Consider the following 16,452-nt stretch of genomic DNA (forward strand, 5'->3'; position numbering starts at 1 on the left):
CGCTTACTCCTCGTTTTCCCGCCCCCGAAAGCCCCGTCCTCACGCGTGTCTGGCCCATCTTTCTCACGTATCACCTTCACAAGTTGCACTAGCTCATTCATTTATAACGGTTTTTGGTATGAGGGGTCGCATGAGCATGTGCGCGTAAGTCCTTGTTCTAACTAACAAAATTCGTCAAAAAAGCGGGCCGCTCCCTTGACCGTGCCACACCCTTCCTCTAAAGTGGGAGACAGTGTGAGAAAGTGTATTTTTGTGTGATTTAGCAGGCTGTTCCGGCTAAATTCTCAGCATTGAGCGGGTGCTTCGGTGCCCTGAACGGGAGAGCGGAAAGTGTTCCAAGGGGCGTCGGCGCTGACGCTCGATGCGAAAGGGCGGATGTCGGTGCCGGCTCGCTATCGCGAAGCGCTGCAAGGACAGGCAGAAGGACGGGTGACTGTGACCAAGCACCCGGACGGCTGCCTGTTGCTGTTTCCGCGCCCCGAATGGGAAGTGTTCCGCGCCAAGATCGCCGCGTTGCCGATGGACGCGCACTGGTGGCGGCGGATTTTTCTCGGCAATGCGATGGACGTCGATCTCGACAGCGCGGGCCGGATTCTTGTATCGCCCGAGCTGCGTATGGCGGCCGGACTGGAAAAGGAAGTCATGTTGTTGGGAATGGGTAGTCACTTCGAGCTGTGGGATTCGCAGACCTACAACGCGAAGGAGCAGGCAGCGATGGCGCAGGGCATGCCCGACGCGCTGAAGAATTTCACGTTCTGATTGCGGTGACGGAGACGCCCGCGATGGGAAACGAATTGCAGCATCGGACAGTGCTGTTGGACGAGGCGGTCGAGTCGCTCGTGACGCGCCCGGACGGCATTTATGTCGACGGCACGTTCGGGCGCGGCGGCCATAGCCGTGCGGTGCTTGCGCGGCTGGCGGCGGACGGGCGGCTGATCGCGTTCGACAAGGATCCGAGAGCGATCGAGACGGCGCAGGGCATCGAGGATGCGCGCTTCTCGATCGTGCATGACAGCTTTGCATCGATGCGCGACGCGCTTGCGGCGCGCGGCGTCGAGAAGGTGTCGGGTGTGTTGCTTGACCTGGGCGTGTCCTCGCCGCAGGTGGACGATCCGGCGCGCGGCTTCAGCTTCCGCGCCGATGGTCCGCTGGACATGCGAATGGATCCGACGCGCGGCGAGTCGGCGGCCGAATGGCTCGCGCGGGTTTCGGTGCAGGAATTGACGGAGGTGATACGAGATTATGGGGAAGAACGGTTTGCTTTTCAGATTGCAAAGGCGCTTGTTGCTCGCCGGGCAGAGTCCGACCGTCTTGGGCCTCTCGACACCACGGGCGAGCTTGCCCAAATCGTGGGTCACGTCGTCAAAACCCGTGAGAAGGGCAAGGATCCGGCAACCCGCACCTTTCAGGCTATACGGATTCACGTCAATCAAGAGCTTGCGGACCTGCAAGTCGTACTAGACGCGGCACTGTCGTTGCTGGAGCAAGGGGGGCGGCTGGTGGTCATCAGCTTTCATTCACTCGAGGACCGGATCGTCAAGCGATTCATGCAGGCGCACGCGAGTGCGCCTGCGGTCGATCGTCGCCTGCCGATCCGTGCCGTCGACCTCCCGAGTCCGCCGCTCAAGATCATCAGCCGCCAGTTTCCGAGTGAAGCGGAAGTCGCCGCGAATCCGCGCGCCCGGTCCGCCGTGATGCGCATTGCGGAGCGCGTCACGCCATGAGCCGCTTCAACATCTTCCTGCTGATCATCGTGATGGGTTGCGCGCTGTCGGTCGTCAACTCGACGAACCAGCAGCGCCAGATCTTCATCCAGTTGCAGCGCGCGCAGTCGCAGGAGCATCAGCTCCAGCAGGACTACGCGCAGCTTCAATATCAGCAGAGCGCGCTGTCCAAGACGTCGCGCATCGAGCAGCTCGCGAACGATTCGCTGAAGATGCAGGCGATCACGACCGGCCGCACGCAATACCTGACGCTGGCGCCGGGCGCCGCGAAGGCGATCGACGCGCCGATCCCGGCTTCGGCCGATACGACCGGCAAGGGCAAGGGAGGCGCGCAATGAAGCCGTCCCCGAAGCGCCAGAACGTGAAATTCTCGTCGAGCCCCGTGCTGGGCGTGCATTTGCCGATGTGGCGCTCGAAGTTCGTCGTGTTCATGCTGTTCATGGCGTTCGTCGCGCTGGCCGCGCGGGCGTTCTGGATCCAGGGGCCCGGCAACGCGTTCTACCAGAAGCAGGGCGAGAGCCGCTACCAGCGCACGATCGAGCTGCCCGCGACGCGCGGCAAGATCCTCGACCGTAACGGGCTCGTGCTCGCGACGAGCCTGCCCGTGCGTGCGATCTGGGCGATTCCCGACGCCGTGCCGGACGATCTCGACGCCGACAAGGTCAACCAGCTCGGCAAGCTCCTCGGCATGACGCCGAAGGAACTGCGCGTGAAGCTGTCGGAAGACAAGGGTTTCGTCTACGTGAAGCGCCAGGTGCCGATCGACGTCGCGGACAAGGTCGCCGCACTCGACATTCCGGGCGTCTACCAGCGCAACGAATACAAGCGCTTCTATCCGGAAGGCGAGATCACCGCTCACCTGATCGGCTTCACGAACGTCGAGGACGAAGGGCAGGAGGGCGTCGAGCTGGGCGACCAGAAGATGCTGTCCGGCACGTCGGGCGTGCGTCGCGTGATCAAGGACCGGATGGGGCACATCGTCGAGGACGTCGCCGAACAGATCCCGCCCCACAACGGAACCGACGTCGACCTGTCGATCGACAGCAAGATCCAGTACATCGCGTACGCGAACCTGAAGGCCGCCGTCGACAAGTTCAAGGCGAAGGCCGGTGCGGCGATGGTCGTCGACGTGCGTACCGGCGAAGTGCTCGCGCTCGTCAACTACCCGACGTACAACCCGAACGACCGCTCGCGCATGACGGGCGAGCAGTTGCGCAACCGGATCATGACCGACGTGTTCGAACCGGGTTCGATCATGAAGCCGTTCACGGTGTCGCTCGCGCTCGATCTGCATCGCGTGACGCCGAACACGCTCGTCGAGACGGGCAACGGGCATTTCGTGCTCGACGGCGCGCCGATCACCGACGACGCGGGCTTCGGCACGCTGACGGTCGGAGGCGTGATCCAGAAATCGAGCAACATCGGCGCGACGAAGATCGCGATGACGATGCGGCCCGAGGAAATGTGGAATATGTATACGAGCATCGGCCTCGGCCAGGCGCCGAAGGTCGGCTTCCCGGGCGCGGTGGCCGGCCGCCTGCGGCCGTGGAAGAGCTGGCGCCGCATCGAGCAGGCGACGATGTCGTACGGCTATGGCCTGTCGGTGTCGCTGTTCCAGCTCGCCCGTGCGTACACGGCGATCGCGCATGACGGCGAGTTGATGCCCGTGACCATTTTCAAGACCGACCCCAATCAGCAGGTGACGGGCACGCAGGTGTTCAACCCGACCACCGCGCGCGAAGTGCGCGCGATGCTCGAGACGGTGGTCTCGCCGGGCGGTACGTCGCCGGACGCGGCCGTGCCGGGCTATCGCGTCGGCGGCAAGAGCGGTACCGCGTACAAGCATGAAGGCCATGGCTACACGCGCAAGTACCGCGCATCGTTCGTCGGAATGGCGCCGATGCCGAATCCGCGCGTCGTCATCGCCGTGTCGGTCGACGAGCCGACCGCCGGCAGCCACTTCGGTGGCGCGGTGTCGGGCCCCGTATTCTCGGCGATCGCCGGCGATACGATGCGTGCGCTGAACGTGCCGCCGAACATGCCGATCAAGCAGCTTGTCGTGTCTGACGATGCGCCGGCAGCACCCGCCGCATCGGGGCCGCAAAAGCTGGCCGCAGGTGGCGGTGCGAAGCATATGATCGTGTCCAGCACGACGCGTAATTCACCAGGAGTTGTTCGATGAGCGCCGCCCGCAGTTCCCATCCGGCGCATCAGCAGATCGCAGCCGCGCTTGCGTGGCTGCGTCAGCATGTGACCCCCGCAGCGCAACTGCATGCCGACACGCGCAGCCTCAAGGCCGGCGACGTGTTTCTTGCGTATGCGGTCGACGGGGCGGATAACCGCGCGTTCATCGCCGACGCCGTCGCACGCGGTGCGGTTGCCGTGCTGTATCAACCGGAAGGGCTGGCCGCCGCGCCGGCCGTGCCCGTCGCGCTCGCGGTGCCGGCGCTCGACCAGCTCGCCGGCGAGATCGCCAGCGGCTGGTACGGCGATCCGAGCGACAGCCTGCTCGCGGTGGGCGTAACCGGCACGAACGGCAAGACTTCGTGCACGCAATGGATCGCCACCGCGCTGACGGCGCTGCACCAGCCGTGCGCGGTGATCGGCACGCTCGGCAGCGGGATGCCCGGCCAACTCGTGCCGACGGGCTTCACGACCCCCGACGCGCCGCAACTGCAGCGCAGTCTCGCGCAGTTGCGCGACGCGGGCGCGAAGGCCGTGGCGATGGAGGTGTCGTCGCACGCGCTGCATCAGGGGCGCGTGAACGGGACGGCATTCGACATCGCGGTGTTTACGAACCTCACGCAGGATCACCTCGACTATCACGGCACGTTCGACGCATACGAGGCTGCGAAGGCGAAGCTGTTCGCATGGCGCGGCCTGCGCACTGCGGTCGTCAACCGCGACGACGCGGCTGGCCGGCGCCTGCTCGAGAAGCTGGCCGGTCGCGTGCGCACCATCGCGTACGGGATCGGCGACGCGCAGGCGCCCGACGCCGATCGCGAACTGGTCGCGCTCGACGTGCGCGCCACCGCGACCGGCACGGCATTCCGCCTGCGTTCGTCGTGGGGCGACGCCGACGTCGAAGTCGGCACGCTCGGCACGTTCAACGTCAGCAACCTGCTCGCGGTGCTCGGCTCGCTGCTCGCGGCCGATGTGCCGTTCGACGCGGCGATCGCCGAGATCGCGCGGCTCGAGTCGGTCAACGGCCGGATGCAGCGGCTCGGCGGCCGGCTGCAGAACGACGAACCGCTCGTCGTGATCGATTACGCGCACACGCCCGACGCGCTCGAAAAGACGCTCGACGCGCTGCGTCCGATCACCGCGGCGCGCGGCGGCCGGCTCGTCTGCATGTTCGGCTGCGGCGGCGATCGCGATGCGACGAAGCGGCCGCTGATGGGCGCGATCGCGGAACGGCTTGCCGACGAAACCGTCGTCACGAGCGACAACCCGCGCAGCGAAGATCCGCAGCGCATCATCGACCAGATCGTCGCGGGCATGACCGCGCCCGATCACGCACGCCGGATCGAGGATCGCGCGAGCGCGATCCTGCAGGCCGTGCGCGGCGCCGCACGCGAGGATGTCGTCGTGCTGGCCGGCAAGGGCCACGAGGCAACGCAGGAAATCATGGGCAAGAAGCGCACGTTCTCCGACCAGGATCACGCACGGCTCGCGCTTGCGGCGCGTGCGACGCATGGCAAGGGAGGCGGCGAATGACGATGCTCAGTCTCGGCGAAGCCGCTCGCCTGATTCCCGGCGCAACCGTCCACGGCGATACGGGCGTCACGTTCGACCGCGTGTCGACGGACAGCCGCACGGTCGGCCCGGGCGACCTGTTCGTCGCACTGAAAGGCGAGCGCTTCGATGCGCACGACTTCCTCGGCGATGTCGCCGCGCGCGGCGCTGCCGCGGCGCTCGTCGCGCACCTGCCGGAGGGCGTCGCGATGTCGGCGATCGAGGGCGGCGAAACGCGTGCCGCGCTCGGCGCGCTCGCGCACGGCTGGCGCAAACGATTCCCGCTGCCGCTCGTCGCGGTGACGGGCAGTAACGGCAAGACGACCGTCAAGGAAATGATCGCGTCGATCTTCGCGGCGGCGGTCGGCGCCGACGCGCGGCTCGCGACGGCCGGCAACCTGAACAACGACGTCGGCCTGCCGCTGACGCTGCTGCGCCTGTCGGCTGCGCATCGTCTCGCGGTGATCGAACTCGGCATGAATCACCCGGGCGAGACTGAAACACTCGCGCGTCTCACGGCGCCGACGGTCGCGCTCGTCAACAACGCGCAGCGCGAGCACCAGGAATTCATGGCGACGGTCGAAGCGGTCGCACTCGAACACGCGGCCGTGATCCACGCGCTGCCGCCCGATGGCGTCGCGGTGTTCCCGGCCGATGATGCGTACGCGGGCATCTGGCGCGTCGCGGCGACCGGCAACCGGATCCTCGATTTCGCGCTGCACGATGCCGAACGGCAGAACGACGCGCAAGTCACGGGCCGCCTTCACGGCGGTGAGCTCGCGATCGACACGCCGGCCGGTACCGTCACGGTGCGGCTGCGTGCGCTCGGCGAGCATAACGCGCGCAACGCGCTGGCCGCGACGGCCGCGGCGCTGGGCGCCGGCGTTGCGCTGTCGGCGATCAGGCAGGGCCTCGAATCGTTCGAGCCGGTCAAGGGCCGGCTGCAGGTGAAGCAGGCGAGCGCCGGCAGTCTTGCGGGCGCGACGGTCGTCGACGACACGTACAACGCGAATCCCGATTCGATGCGTGCCGCGATCGACGTGCTCGCCGCGCAACCGGCGCCGCGCGTGCTGGTGATCGGCGACATGGGCGAGGTCGGCGACGAAGGGCCGGCGTTCCATCGCGAGATCGGCGCGTATGCGCGCGAGCGCGGGATCGACGCGCTGTTCGCGCTCGGCGACGCATCGCGCGATGCGTGCACGGCATACGGCGACGCGGCCCGCCATTTCGGCGAAGTCGATTCGCTCGTGGCGGCGCTGCTCGCGGCGGGTTACGGCGCGCAGGCGACGGTGCTCGTGAAGGGTTCGCGGTACATGAAGATGGAGCGCGTGGTCGACGCGCTGACGAACCAACCCGCGGCGGGCACGGCGCCCGCTGCACACTGAGTAGAAGGAAGGAAGCATGCTGCTGGCGCTGGCGCAATGGCTGCAAGGTGACGCAAGCTTTTTGCGCTTGTTCACGTACCTCACGTTCCGGGCGGTGATGGCCACCATCACCGCGCTCGGGATCGGGCTCGTGTGCGGACCGTGGGTGATCCGCAAGCTGACGCAAATGAAGGTCGGGCAGGCTGTTCGCAAGGACGGTCCGCAGACGCACCTCGTCAAGTCGGGCACGCCGACGATGGGCGGCGTGCTGATCCTGATCGGCATCGCGGTCGCGACGCTGCTGTGGGGCGACCTGACGAACCGTTTCATCTGGATCGTGATGCTCGTCACGTTCGGTTTCGGCGTGATCGGCTGGGTCGACGACTACCGCAAGGTCGTCCACAAGGACCCGCGCGGGATGTCGTCGCGCGAGAAGTATTTCTGGCAGTCGGTGATCGGGCTGTTCGCGGCCGTCTACCTCGCCTTCAGCGTGTCCGAGGCGAACAACGTGCGCGTGTTCGACCTGTTCATGGCGTGGGTGCGCAGCGGCCTGTCGATGGGGCTGCCGGCACGCGCCGACCTGATGCTGCCGTTCCTGAAGTCGATCAGCTACCCGCTCGGCGTATGGGGCTTCATCGTGCTGACCTACTTCGTGATCGTCGGCGCGAGCAACGCGGTGAACCTGACCGATGGCCTCGACGGCCTCGTGATCATGCCGGTGGTGCTGGTCGGCGCGTCGCTGGGTGTGTTCGCGTACGTGATGGGCAGTGCGGTGTATTCAAAATACCTGCTGTTCCCGCACATCCCGGGCGCGGGCGAACTGCTGATCTTCTGTTCGGCGATGGGCGGGGCAGGGCTCGCGTTCCTCTGGTACAACACGCACCCCGCGCAGGTGTTCATGGGCGACGTCGGCGCGCTGGCGCTCGGCGGCGCGCTCGGCACGGTCGCGGTGATCGTGCGCCAGGAAATCGTGCTGTTCATCATGGGCGGCATCTTCGTCGCGGAGACGCTGTCGGTGATGCTGCAGGTTTCGTGGTTCAAGTACACGAAAAAGCGTTACGGCGAAGGGCGACGTCTGCTGAAGATGGCGCCGCTGCATCACCATTTCGAATTGTCCGGCTGGAAGGAAACGCAGGTGGTGGTGCGTTTCTGGATCATCACGCTGATGCTGTGCCTGTTCGGTCTGACCACCCTCAAGCTGCGGTAAAGGAAAGGTAACAAGGATGTCTGGCGAGATGTTTGGAGATCGGCAACGGCCGATGGTGCTCGTACTGGGGCTCGGGGAATCGGGTCTCGCGATCGCGCGATGGTGCGCGAGGCACGGGTGCCGGCTGCGGATTGCCGATACCCGCGAGGCGCCGCCCAACCTTGCCGCGCTGCAGGCCGAAGGCATCGATGCGGAATTCGTCGGCGGGGCGTTCGCGCCCGCGCTGCTCGACGGCGGTGTCGAGATCGTCGGGCTGAGCCCCGGGTTGTCGCCGCTCGAGCCGGCGCTCGCGGCGCTGGTCGCGGCCGCGAACGAGCGCGGGATCGCGGTGTGGGGCGAACTGGAATTCTTCGCGCAGGCGTTGCGCGCGCTCGGCACGAGCGGCTACCAGCCGAAGGTGCTCGCGATCACGGGCACCAACGGCAAGACCACGACGACGAGCCTCACGGGCCTGCTGTGCCAGCGCGCGGGCAAGAAGGTCGCGGTCGCGGGCAACATCAGCCCCGCGATGCTGGACCGGCTCGCGGGCGCGATCGACGAAACGGCGCTGCCCGACGTGTGGGTGCTCGAACTGTCGAGCTTCCAGCTCGAGACCGCACGCACGTTCGCGCCCGATGCGGCCGCGATCCTCAACATCACGCAGGACCACCTCGACTGGCACGGCAGCTTCGACGCATACGCGAAGGCAAAGGGCCGGATCTTCGGCGCGACGACGGCGCGCGTGCTGAACCGCGACGATGCCGCCGTAATGAAGTTCGCGCCGGCCGCGGGTGCGGCCGACGCGCCGCGCACGGTCACGTTCGGCCTGAACGAACCGGTGCAGGACGGCGACTACGGGCTGTCCCGCGACAACGGCATCGCATGGCTGGTGGAAGCCGTCGATCGCGACGCGCCGGATGAAGCGGCGACGACCCGCCGGCGCAAGCGCGACGCCGCGCATACGCCCGACATCGGGCAGAAGCGCCTGATGCCGGCCGACGCGCTGCGGATTCGCGGGCTGCACAACGCGGCAAATGCGCTGGCCGCATTCGCGCTCGCGCGTGCGATCGACCTGCCGGCCGCGCCGCTGCTGCACGCGCTGCGCGAATACCGCGGCGAAGCGCATCGCGTCGAAGTGATCGCGACGATCGACGACGTGGACTACGTCGACGACAGCAAGGGAACGAACGTCGGCGCGACGGTTGCCGCGCTCGACGGGCTCGCGCAGAAGATCGTGCTGATCGCGGGCGGTGACGGCAAGGGGCAGGATTTCGCGCCGCTGGTCGCGCCGGTCGCACGCTGGTGCCGCGCGGTGATGCTGATCGGCCGCGATGCGCCGGCGATCCGCGACACGCTCGCCGAAACGGGCGTGCCGCTCGCCGACCACGCGACGCTTGAAGGCGCGGTGCACGCGGCGGCCGATCTGGCGGAGCCGGGCGACGCGGTGCTGCTGTCGCCCGCGTGCGCGAGCCTCGACATGTTCAGGAACTACGCCCATCGCGCGGATGTATTCCGCGCGGCGGTCGACGAAATCGCCATCGACAAAGGAGCGACGCCATGAGCTGGTCCGATCGCATCGTCTCCCGTTTCAACGACCGGCGCGATGCCGGTGGCAATGCAGCGGGCGGCCGCGTCTCGTCGGCCACGCGCGCCGCGACGGGCGGCCTCGCGAGCGTCGTCAACGGCGTGCGCCCGAGCCGTTCGCGGATGCTCGACTTCGACTATTCGCTGCTGTGGGTGGCGATCGCGCTGCTCGGGCTCGGCGTCGTGATGGTGTATTCGGCGTCGATCGCGATGCCCGATTCGCCGAAATACGCGTCGTATCACGATTACGCGTTCCTGATGCGTCACTGCGTGTCGCTCGTCGTCGCGTTCATCGCGGCGGTGGTCGCGTTCCGCGTGCCGGTGTCGACGTGGGACAAGTACGCGCCGCATCTCTTCCTGATCGCGCTCGTCAGCCTCGTGATCGTGCTGATCCCGCACGTCGGCAAGGGCGTGAACGGCGCGCGCCGCTGGATTCCGCTCGGCATCACCAACATGCAGCCGTCGGAAATCATGAAGCTCGCCGTGACGATCTACGCGGCGAACTACACGGTGCGCAAGCAGGAATACATGCAGAGCTTCGCGAAAGGCTTCCTGCCGATGGCGTTCGCGGTCGGCCTGGTCGGCGCGCTGCTGCTGCTCGAGCCGGACATGGGCGCATTCATGGTGGTGGCCGCGATCGCGATGGGCGTGCTGTTCCTGGGCGGCGTGAACGGCAAGCTGTTCGGCGGCCTCGTCGCGACGGCGGTCGGCACGTTCACGATGCTGGTATGGCTGTCGCCGTGGCGTCGCGAGCGGATCTTCGCGTATCTCGATCCGTGGGATGAGCGCTACGCGCAGGGCAAGGCCTACCAGCTCACGCACTCGCTGATCGCGTTCGGCCGCGGCGAATGGTTCGGCGTGGGCCTCGGCGGCAGCGTCGAGAAGCTGAACTACCTGCCGGAAGCGCATACCGACTTCATCCTCGCCGTGATCGGCGAGGAACTCGGCTTCGTCGGCGTGCTGGTCGTGATCCTGCTGTTCTACTGGATCGTGCGCCGCGCGTTCGAGATCGGCCGCCAGGCGCTCGCGCTCGATCGCACGTTCGCGGGCCTGATGGCGAAGGGCATCGGCATCTGGTTCGGCGCGCAAACGTTCATCAACATGGGCGTGAACCTCGGGCTGCTGCCGACAAAGGGCCTGACGCTGCCGCTGGTGAGCTACGGCGGCTCCGGCATCCTGCTGAACTGCGTCGCGCTCGCGGTGCTGCTGCGGGTTGATTACGAGAACCGGGTGTTGATGCGCGGAGGGAAGGTATGACCGCGTCGCGACGCACGCTGATGGTGATGGCAGGCGGCACCGGGGGCCACGTGTTCCCGGGGCTCGCGGTCGCGCACCGGATGGAAGCGGCGGGCTGGCGCGTCGTGTGGCTCGGCAATCCGGCCGGGATGGAAGCGACGCTCGTGCCGAAGCACGGCATTCCGATGGAGTACGTGCGATTCGGCGGGCTGCGCGGCAAGGGCCTGAAGACCAAGCTGACGCTGCCGCTCAACCTGCTGCGCGCGTGCTGGCAGAGCCTCGGCGCGTTGCGCCGCGTGCGGCCGGACGTCGTGCTCGGGATGGGCGGCTACATCACGTTCCCGGCGGGCGTGATGACCGCGCTGTCGGGGCGCCCGCTCGTGCTGCATGAACAGAATTCGATCGCGGGCCTGACGAACAAGGTGCTCGCGAAACTCGCGAAACGCGTGCTCGTTGCGTTCCCCGGCGCGCTGCCGCACGCGGAATGGACCGGCAATCCGATTCGTGTGGAACTTGCGCGCACGGAACCGCCCAAAGCACGCTATGCATCGCGCAGCGGCCCGCTGAACGTGCTGGTCGTCGGCGGCAGCCTCGGTGCGGCCGCATTGAACGAAGTCGTGCCGCGCGCGCTGGCGATGCTGGCGCCGGGCGAACGCCCGCGCATCGTGCACCAGGCCGGCGCGAAGCACATCGACGCTTTGAAGGCGAATTATGAAGCGGCCGGTTTCGCGGCCGGCGAAGACGCACGGCTCGTGCCGTTCATCGACGACATGGCGGCCGCGTATGCGGCGGCGGATCTCGTGATCTGCCGGTCGGGCGCGATGACGGTGTCGGAGATCGCGGCGGTGGGCGTGGCGGCGCTGTTCGTGCCGTTCCCGTACGCGGTCGACGATCACCAGACGACCAATGCCGCGTTCCTCGCCGATGCGGGCGCGGCCGTGCTGGTGCAACAACGCGACCTGTCGGCGGAACTGCTTGCCGACTGGCTGCGCGGCCAGTCGCGGGCATCGCTCGCGGAAATGGCGGAACGTTCGCGCGCGTTGGCGAAGCCCGAGGCCACCGAAGAAGTGGCGCGCGTGTGCGCGAAGGCGGCCGGCGCGAACCTGGAAGAACTTAAATGAAACAACCCCCACGCTCACTTCGTTCGCTGCCCCCCGAGGGGGCGGTCAGCCTCCTTGGGGCGGCCCGGCGGAGGCTGACATGAAACACATCGTCAAACACATTCATTTCGTCGGGATCGGCGGCGCGGGCATGAGCGGCATCGCCGAAGTGCTCGTCAATCTCGGCTACGAGGTCAGCGGCTCGGACCTGTCGCGCAACGCGGTGACCGATCGTCTCCAGGCGCTCGGCGCACGGATCGCGATCGGCCACGACGCGGCGAACATCGAGGGCGCGAACGCGGTCGTCGTGTCGACGGCCGTGCGCTCGGACAACCCGGAAGTGCTGGCCGCGCGCCACAAGCGCGTACCGATCGTGCAGCGCGCGGTGATGCTCGCGGAACTGATGCGCCTGAAACAAGGGATCGCGATTGCCGGTACGCACGGCAAGACCACGACGACGAGCCTCGTCGCGAGCGTACTCGCCGCGGGTGGCCTCGATCCGACCTTCGTGATCGGCGGGCGGCTGATCAGCGCCGGCGCGAATGCGCGGCTCGGCACGGGCGATTTCATCGTCGCCGAGGCCGACGAGTCGGACGCGTCGTTCCTGAACCTGTATCCGGTGATCGAAGTCATCACGAACATCGACGCCGACCACATGGACACCTACGGCCACGATTTCGCGCGGCTCAAGCAGGCGTTCATCGAATTCACGCAGCGCCTGCCGTTCTACGGCAGCGCGGTCGTGTGCGTCGACGATCCGAACGTGCGCCAGATCATTCCGTTCATCTCGAAGACGGTGGTGCGCTACGGCCTGTCGCCCGACGCGCAGGTGCGCGCGGAAGACATCGACGCGCGCGACGGCCGGATGTATTTCACGGTGATCCGCGAAGGGCGTGCCCCGCTCGCGGTCGTGCTGAACATGCCGGGCCTGCACAACGTGCAGAACGCGCTCGCGGCGATCGCGATCGCGACCGACCTCGACGTGGCGGACGAAGCAATCCAGCAGGCGCTGGCGGAATTCAACGGCGTCGGCCGGCGCTTCCAGCGTTACGGCGATGTGCCGACCGCGGACGGCGGCCAGTACACGCTGATCGACGATTACGGGCATCACCCGGTCGAGATGGCCGCGACGATCGCGGCCGCGCGCGGCGCGTTCCCGGGCCGCCGCCTCGTGCTGGCGTTCCAGCCGCACCGCTACACGCGCACGCGCGACTGCTTCGACGATTTCGTCAACGTGCTGTCGACGGTCGATGCGCTGGTGCTGACGGAGGTCTACGCGGCCGGCGAGGCCGCGATCTCGACGGCCAACGGCGACGCGCTGTCGCGCGCGCTGCGCGCGGTGGGGAAGGTTGACCCGGTGTTCGTCGCGACGGTCGACGACGTGCCGGACGCATTGGCGAAGGTCGCGCAGAACGGCGACGTGGTGATCACGATGGGCGCGGGTTCGATCGGCGGCGTGCCGGCGAAGGTCGTCCAACACACGCAACAGAAGGGATGACATGAGCGGGATCGATCCGAAACGTTTCGGCAAGGTGGCGGTGTTGTTCGGCGGCGAATCCGCCGAGCGCGAGGTGTCGCTCACCTCGGGCCGCCTCGTGCTGCAGGGCCTGCGTGACGCGGGCGTCGATGCGCATCCGTTCGACCCGGCCGAGCGGCCGCTGTCGGCGCTGAAGGACGAGGGCTTCGTGCGCGCATTCAACGCGCTGCACGGCGGCTACGGCGAGAACGGCCAGATCCAGGGCGCACTCGATTTCTACGGGATCCGCTACACGGGCAGCGGCGTGCTCGGGTCGGCGCTCGGTCTCGACAAGTTCCGCACGAAGCTCGTATGGCAGCAGACGGGCGTGCCGACGCCGCCGTTCGAGACGGTGATGCGCGGCGACGACCTCGCGGCGCGCGCGCCGGAAATCGTCGCGAAGCTCGGCCTGCCGCTGTTCGTGAAGCCGGCGAGCGAAGGCTCGAGTGTCGCGGTGCTGAAGGTGAAGACGGCCGACGCGCTGCCGGCCGCGCTCGAGGAAGCCGCGACGCACGACAAGATCGTGATCGTCGAGAAGAGCATCGAGGGCGGCGGCGAATACACCGCGTGCATCGCCGGCGATCTCGACCTGCCGTTGATCAAGATCGTGCCGGCGGGCGAGTTCTACGACTACCACGCGAAGTACGTCGCCGACGATACGCAGTACCTGATCCCGTGCGGCCTGCCGGCCGAACAGGAAGCGGAACTGAAGCGCATCGCGCGCCGCGCGTTCGACGTGCTCGGCTGCACCGACTGGGGCCGCGCGGATTTCATGCTCGACGCGGCCGGCAATGCGTATTTCCTGGAAGTGAACACGGCCCCCGGGATGACCGACCACTCGCTGCCGCCGAAGGCCGCGCGTGCGGTCGGCATCAGCTATTCGGAGCTGGTCGTGAAGGTGCTGTCGCTCACGCTCAACGACTGACGCAGGAACGGAACGACGTATGTGGAACAACGTTCGCCAACTCAACCTTGCCGCCAGCGCGCTGTACGCGCTGCTGCTGCTCGTGTTGGCGGCGGCCGGCTGCTACTGGCTGATCCAGCGCCCGACGTTCGCGCTGCGCGAAATCCGGATCGACGGCGACACCGAGCACATCAACACGCCGACGGTGCGCGCGGGCGTGGTCGGCCGGCTGAAGGGCAATTTCTTTACCGTCGATCTCGACACGGCGCGCGCCGCGTTCGAGCAGATGCCCTGGGTGCGCCATGCGAGCGTGCGCCGGGTGTGGCCGAATGCGCTGGCTGTCACGCTCGAGGAGTACAAACCGCTCGGGACCTGGGGCAGCGACCAGCTCGTGAGCGTCGACGGCGAGCTGTTCACCGCGAACCAGGGCGAGCTGGATCAGGAACTGCCGGCGTTCGACGGCCCGGAGGGCAGTGCGAAGGAAGTCGTTACGCGGTATCGCGACTTCGGGAAATGGTTTGCGCCGCTGAAGGCGGCGCCGGAAGAAGTGACGCTGTCGGCGCGGTACGCGTGGACGGTGAAGCTGTCGAACGGCATGCAGGTGGAGCTGGGCAAGGAACGCAACAGCGACACGCTGCATGACCGGAGCCAGCGCCTTGTCGCCGCATGGCCGGCCGTCACGGAGCGTTGGGGCAACGACATCGAGTACGCGGACCTGCGTTATCCGAACGGATTCGCAATTCGTGCGGCAGGCATGCGGTTCCTGACCGATACCGACAAGCGCAAGAAGTAACGAGAGATCACACGCAAGAGCACTTTATGAGCAAAGACTACAAGGATCTGCTGGTTTCCCTCGACATCGGCACGTCGAAGGTGGTGGCCATCGTCGCCGAGCTGAAGGGCGAAGGCCACTACGAGGTGATCGGTCTCGGCCAGAGCGAGTCGAAGGGTCTGAAGAAAGGCGTGGTGGTCAATATCGAGGCCACCGTGCAGTCGATCCAGCGCGCGCTCGAGGAAGCCGAGCTGATGGCCGACTGCAAGATCACCAACGTGTTCACGGGGATCGCGGGCAGCCACATCCGCAGCTTCAACTCGAGCGGGATGGTCGCGATCAAGGACAAGGAAGTCACGCAGACCGATGTGGCGCGCGTGATCGAGACCGCGAAGGCGATCAACATCCCGACCGACCAGCAGGTGCTGCACATCCTCACGCAGGAATTCATCATCGACGGCCAGGAAGACGTGCGCGAGCCGATCGGGATGAGCGGCATCCGCCTCGAGGTGAAGGTGCACATCGTGACGGGCGCGGTGAGCGCCGCGCAGAACATCGTCAAGTGCGTGCGCCGCTGCGGGCTCGAAGTGAACGACCTGATCCTGCAGCCGCTCGCGTCGTCGCTGGCCGTGCTGACGGAAGACGAGAAGGATCTCGGCGTGGTGCTCGTCGACGTCGGCGGCGGCACGACGGACATCGCGATCTTCGCCGAAGGCGCGATCCGCCACACCGCGGTGATTCCGATCGCCGGCGACCAGATCACGAGCGACATCGCAATGGCGCTGCGTACGCCGACGCCGGATGCGGAAGACATCAAGGTCGGCTACGGGATCGCGAAGCAGGCGCTCGCCGATCCGGACGAGATGGTCGAAGTGCCGGGCCTCGGCGAACGCGGCCCGCGCACGCTGTCGCGCCAGGCGCTCGCGGCCGTGATCGAGCCGCGCGTCGAGGAACTGTTCTCGCTCGTGCAGCAGGTCGTGCGCGAATCGGGTTACGAAGAACTGCTGAGCTCCGGCGTGGTCATTACCGGCGGTGCCGCGATGATGCCGGGCATGGTCGAGCTCGGCGAAGACATTTTCCTGAAACCGGTGCGCATCGGCGCGCCGGAGTATGCAGGCGGCCTTTCCGACGTCGTGCGCAATCCGCGCTACTCGACGGCGATGGGGTTGCTCGTCGAAGGCAGCGCTCAGCGCATGCGCGGCCGCAAGGTCGCCGTGCAGTCCGGCAACGCGGGGCAGGTGTTCTCGCGGATGAAGGAATGGTTCCTGAGCAACTTCTGACGAACCGAATCGAAATTCGCGCCGGTGCCGGCGGCTGGCGCGCGACAGGGG

Annotated in this window: 14 protein-coding genes; all 14 read left to right on the forward strand. The window is 67.0% G+C overall.

Annotation, left to right across the window (positions count from 1 at the left end; all coding sequences use genetic code 11):
* Window positions 1–330 precede the first annotated feature (330 nt).
* The 14 genes from mraZ to ftsA all read left to right on the forward strand — a co-directional run bounded on the left by mraZ (window position 331) and on the right by ftsA (window position 16,401).
* A complete protein-coding gene (mraZ, locus tag VL15_RS33585) occupies window positions 331–759 on the forward strand; it encodes a division/cell wall cluster transcriptional repressor MraZ (RefSeq protein ID WP_006487094.1) in 429 nt (142 codons plus the stop codon).
* 23 nt (window positions 760–782) lie between these two features.
* Entirely contained in the window at window positions 783–1,724 is a 942-nt protein-coding gene (gene rsmH, locus VL15_RS33590) for a 16S rRNA (cytosine(1402)-N(4))-methyltransferase RsmH (protein ID WP_048251117.1), read from the forward strand.
* Window positions 1,721–2,062 (forward strand): cell division protein FtsL, encoded by a 342-nt coding sequence (ftsL, locus tag VL15_RS33595; protein WP_048251118.1) that lies wholly within the window; start codon window positions 1,721–1,723, stop codon window positions 2,060–2,062. Before rsmH ends, ftsL begins: the two co-directional genes overlap by 4 nt.
* Window positions 2,059–3,906, forward strand: coding sequence for a peptidoglycan D,D-transpeptidase FtsI family protein (locus tag VL15_RS33600; RefSeq protein ID WP_048251119.1), 1,848 nt, complete (start codon window positions 2,059–2,061; stop codon window positions 3,904–3,906). Before ftsL ends, VL15_RS33600 begins: the two co-directional genes overlap by 4 nt.
* Window positions 3,903–5,441, forward strand: coding sequence for a UDP-N-acetylmuramoyl-L-alanyl-D-glutamate--2,6-diaminopimelate ligase (locus VL15_RS33605; RefSeq protein ID WP_048251120.1), 1,539 nt, complete (start codon window positions 3,903–3,905; stop codon window positions 5,439–5,441). Before VL15_RS33600 ends, VL15_RS33605 begins: the two co-directional genes overlap by 4 nt.
* Complete coding sequence (locus VL15_RS33610; protein WP_048251121.1) at window positions 5,438–6,844, forward strand: UDP-N-acetylmuramoyl-tripeptide--D-alanyl-D-alanine ligase; 1,407 nt, start codon at window positions 5,438–5,440, stop codon at window positions 6,842–6,844. The genes VL15_RS33605 and VL15_RS33610 overlap by 4 nt, the downstream gene beginning before the upstream one ends.
* A 16-nt stretch (window positions 6,845–6,860) precedes the next feature.
* Window positions 6,861–8,030, forward strand: a complete 1,170-nt coding sequence (mraY, locus tag VL15_RS33615; RefSeq protein ID WP_006477019.1) for a phospho-N-acetylmuramoyl-pentapeptide-transferase — start codon at window positions 6,861–6,863, stop codon at window positions 8,028–8,030.
* Between the two features lie 28 nt (window positions 8,031–8,058).
* Window positions 8,059–9,570 (forward strand): UDP-N-acetylmuramoyl-L-alanine--D-glutamate ligase, encoded by a 1,512-nt coding sequence (murD, locus tag VL15_RS33620; RefSeq protein WP_048251122.1) that lies wholly within the window; start codon window positions 8,059–8,061, stop codon window positions 9,568–9,570.
* Window positions 9,567–10,850, forward strand: a complete 1,284-nt coding sequence (gene ftsW / locus VL15_RS33625; protein WP_048251123.1) for a putative lipid II flippase FtsW — start codon at window positions 9,567–9,569, stop codon at window positions 10,848–10,850. Before murD ends, ftsW begins: the two co-directional genes overlap by 4 nt.
* Window positions 10,847–11,950, forward strand: a complete 1,104-nt coding sequence (gene murG, locus VL15_RS33630) for an undecaprenyldiphospho-muramoylpentapeptide beta-N-acetylglucosaminyltransferase (RefSeq protein WP_048251124.1) — start codon at window positions 10,847–10,849, stop codon at window positions 11,948–11,950. The genes ftsW and murG overlap by 4 nt, the downstream gene beginning before the upstream one ends.
* 79 nt (window positions 11,951–12,029) lie before the next feature.
* Window positions 12,030–13,427, forward strand: a complete 1,398-nt coding sequence (murC, locus tag VL15_RS33635; protein WP_048251125.1) for a UDP-N-acetylmuramate--L-alanine ligase — start codon at window positions 12,030–12,032, stop codon at window positions 13,425–13,427.
* A gap of 1 nt (window position 13,428) precedes the next feature.
* Window positions 13,429–14,370: a D-alanine--D-alanine ligase gene (locus tag VL15_RS33640; protein WP_048251126.1), complete on the forward strand. Its 942-nt coding sequence runs from the start codon at window positions 13,429–13,431 to the stop codon at window positions 14,368–14,370.
* 19 nt (window positions 14,371–14,389) lie between these two features.
* Complete coding sequence (locus tag VL15_RS33645; protein ID WP_048251127.1) at window positions 14,390–15,142, forward strand: cell division protein FtsQ/DivIB; 753 nt, start codon at window positions 14,390–14,392, stop codon at window positions 15,140–15,142.
* 26 nt (window positions 15,143–15,168) lie between these two features.
* The gene (gene ftsA, locus VL15_RS33650) at window positions 15,169–16,401 is read left to right on the forward strand and encodes a cell division protein FtsA (protein ID WP_034182640.1); all 1,233 of its coding nucleotides are present in this window, start codon (window positions 15,169–15,171) and stop codon (window positions 16,399–16,401) included.
* Window positions 16,402–16,452 lie beyond the last annotated feature (51 nt).

Source organism: Burkholderia cepacia (assembly GCF_001039005.1).
GTDB lineage: Bacteria > Pseudomonadota > Gammaproteobacteria > Burkholderiales > Burkholderiaceae > Burkholderia > Burkholderia theae.